The sequence below is a fragment of the Pseudomonas edaphica genome (assembly GCF_005863185.1).
GTDB lineage: Bacteria > Pseudomonadota > Gammaproteobacteria > Pseudomonadales > Pseudomonadaceae > Aquipseudomonas > Aquipseudomonas edaphica.
In genome coordinates this window covers 1-2,454 of the sequence record NZ_VBVZ01000787.1, presented here as the reverse complement: position 1 = coordinate 2,454, position 2,454 = coordinate 1, and the positions used below count along the sequence as shown (strand labels likewise).

At 61.9% G+C, this 2,454-nt stretch carries 2 protein-coding genes; both read left to right on the top strand.

Features of this window, described 5'->3' with window-relative positions:
* The first annotated feature begins 212 nt into the window (after positions 1 to 212).
* Positions 213 to 1,604 carry a GntP family permease gene (locus FEM54_RS30480; RefSeq protein ID WP_099489563.1) on the top strand — a complete coding sequence of 464 codons (1,392 nt, stop codon included), beginning with the start codon at positions 213 to 215 and terminating at the stop codon, positions 1,602 to 1,604.
* Between the two features lie 7 nt (positions 1,605 to 1,611).
* On the top strand, positions 1,612 to 2,385 hold the full coding sequence (gene hbdH, locus FEM54_RS30475) for a 3-hydroxybutyrate dehydrogenase (protein ID WP_138454057.1): 774 nt from the start codon (positions 1,612 to 1,614) through the stop codon (positions 2,383 to 2,385).
* Positions 2,386 to 2,454 lie beyond the last annotated feature (69 nt).

The following is a 2,454-nucleotide window of genomic DNA, read 5'->3' as shown; positions in this document are numbered from 1 at the left end:
CTATTGAGCTGAACCACCGCTATCGCAGGCAAGCCAGCTCCCACTTTTGATCCTTGTCAGTCTCAAAAAAGAGACAATCTCAAGAATTGCATCCGCACAAAATAATAATATCTATATATTTCAACAACTTAGTCAATTGGCACACATCTCGCTATAGCCCCTCTCCAACGCACCACCCCCACAAAAATAACAATTCGATCTGGAGACACACCATGAGTGTGATCATTGCCCTGGCAGCCCTCGCGCTGCTGATGCTGGCTGCCTACCGTGGCTACAGCGTGATCCTGTTTGCCCCTATCGCCGCCCTCGGCGCCGTGCTGCTCACCGACCCGTCCGCCGTCGCCCCCGCGTTTACCGGGGTGTTCATGGAGAAAATGGTCGGCTTTATCAAACTGTATTTCCCGGTGTTCCTGCTCGGCGCGGTGTTCGGCAAGCTGATCGAGCTGTCGGGCTTTTCGCGCTCGATTGTGGCCGCCGCCATCCGCTTGCTTGGCACGCGCCAGGCGATGCTGGTGATTGTGCTGGTCTGCGCCCTGCTCACCTACGGCGGCGTGTCGCTGTTTGTGGTGGTGTTTGCGGTGTACCCGTTTGCGGCGGAGATGTTCCGCCAGAGCAACATTCCCAAGCGCCTGATCCCGGCGACCATCGCCCTCGGTGCGTTTTCGTTCACCATGGACGCCCTGCCCGGCACGCCGCAGATCCAGAACATCATCCCCAGCACCTTTTTCAACACCACCGCCTGGGCGGCGCCGTGGCTGGGTTTGATCGGCACGGTCTTCGTGTTCTGCACCGGCATGCTCTACCTGGCGCGCCAGCGCAACAAGGCACAACGTGCCGGTGAAGGTTATGGCACCGAGCTGCGCAACGAGCCGGAAACCGCCGACAACCTGGCGCTGCCCAACCCGTGGGTCGCGCTGTCGCCGCTGATTCTGGTGGGCGTGATGAACCTGCTGTTCACCCACTGGATCCCGCAGTGGTACGGCAAGACCCACAGCCTCAGCCTGCCGGGCATGAGCGCGCCGGTGACCACCGACATCGCCAAGCTCACGGCGATTTGGGCGGTGCAGGCGGCGTTGCTGGTGGGCATCGTCATGGTGCTGGTGTTCGGCTGGTCGGCGATCAAAAGCAAACTCGCCGAAGGCAGTAAAAGCGCGGTCAGCGGCGCGCTGCTGGCGGCCATGAACACCGCCTCGGAATACGGCTTTGGCGCGGTGATCGCCTCGCTGCCGGGCTTTCTGGTGCTGGCGGACTGGCTCAAGGGCATCCCCAACCCGCTGGTCAACGAAGCGATTACCGTGACCCTGCTGGCCGGTATCACCGGCTCTGCCTCCGGCGGCATGAGCATCGCCTTGGCGGCCATGTCCGAGAGCTTTATTTCGGCGGCCCATGCGGCCAATATCCCCCTTGAAGTGCTGCACCGGGTTGCGGCCATGGCCAGTGGCGGCATGGACACCCTGCCCCATAACGGCGCGGTCATCACCCTGCTCGCGGTCACCGGGTTGACCCACCGCGAAGCCTACAAGGACATTTTCGGCATCACGATCATCAAGACCCTCGCGGTGTTCGTGGTGATCGGTACTTTCTACGCCACCGGCATTGTGTGAGGTTTTCATGACGACTTTGAATGGCAAGACCGCCCTTGTTACCGGCTCCACCAGCGGCATCGGCTTGGGCATCGCGCTGAGCCTGGCCAAGGCCGGTGCCAACCTGATCCTCAACGGCTTCGGCGACGCCAGCGCGGTGATCGCCCAGGTGCAGGCGTTCGGCGGCAAGGTCGGGCATCACCCGGCGGACGTCAGCGACCCGGCGCAAATTACCGACATGTTTGCCTACGCCGAGCGCGAGTTCGGCGGCGTCGACATTCTGGTCAACAACGCCGGTATTCAGCACGTGGCGGCCGTGGAAGACTTCCCGGTGGAGCGCTGGGATTCGATCATCGCCATTAACCTGTCGTCGGTGTTCCACAGCACGCGTTTGAGTTTGCCGGGCATGAAGGCCAAGGGCTGGGGGCGCATCGTCAATATCGCGTCGGTGCACGGCTTGGTCGGCTCGGTGGGCAAGGCGGCCTACGTGGCGGCTAAACACGGGGTCATCGGCCTGACCAAGGTGGTGGGCCTGGAGACCGCCACCGGTAACGTCACCTGCAATGCCATCTGCCCAGGCTGGGTGTTGACGCCGCTGGTGCAAAAGCAGATTGATGATCGCGCGGCCAAGGGCGTTGATCCGCAGCAGGCGCAGCATGATTTGCTGGCCGAGAAACAGCCGTCGCTGGAGTTTGTGACGCCGCCACAGCTGGGTGAGTTGGTGTTGTTCCTGTGCAGTGAAGCTGGCGCCCAAGTGCGCGGCGCCGCGTGGAATATCGATGGCGGCTGGCTGGCCCAGTAAATCAGGCACTGAAGATCACATGTGGGAGCTGGCTTGCCTGCGATAGCGGTGGGTCAGTAACCAATGAGC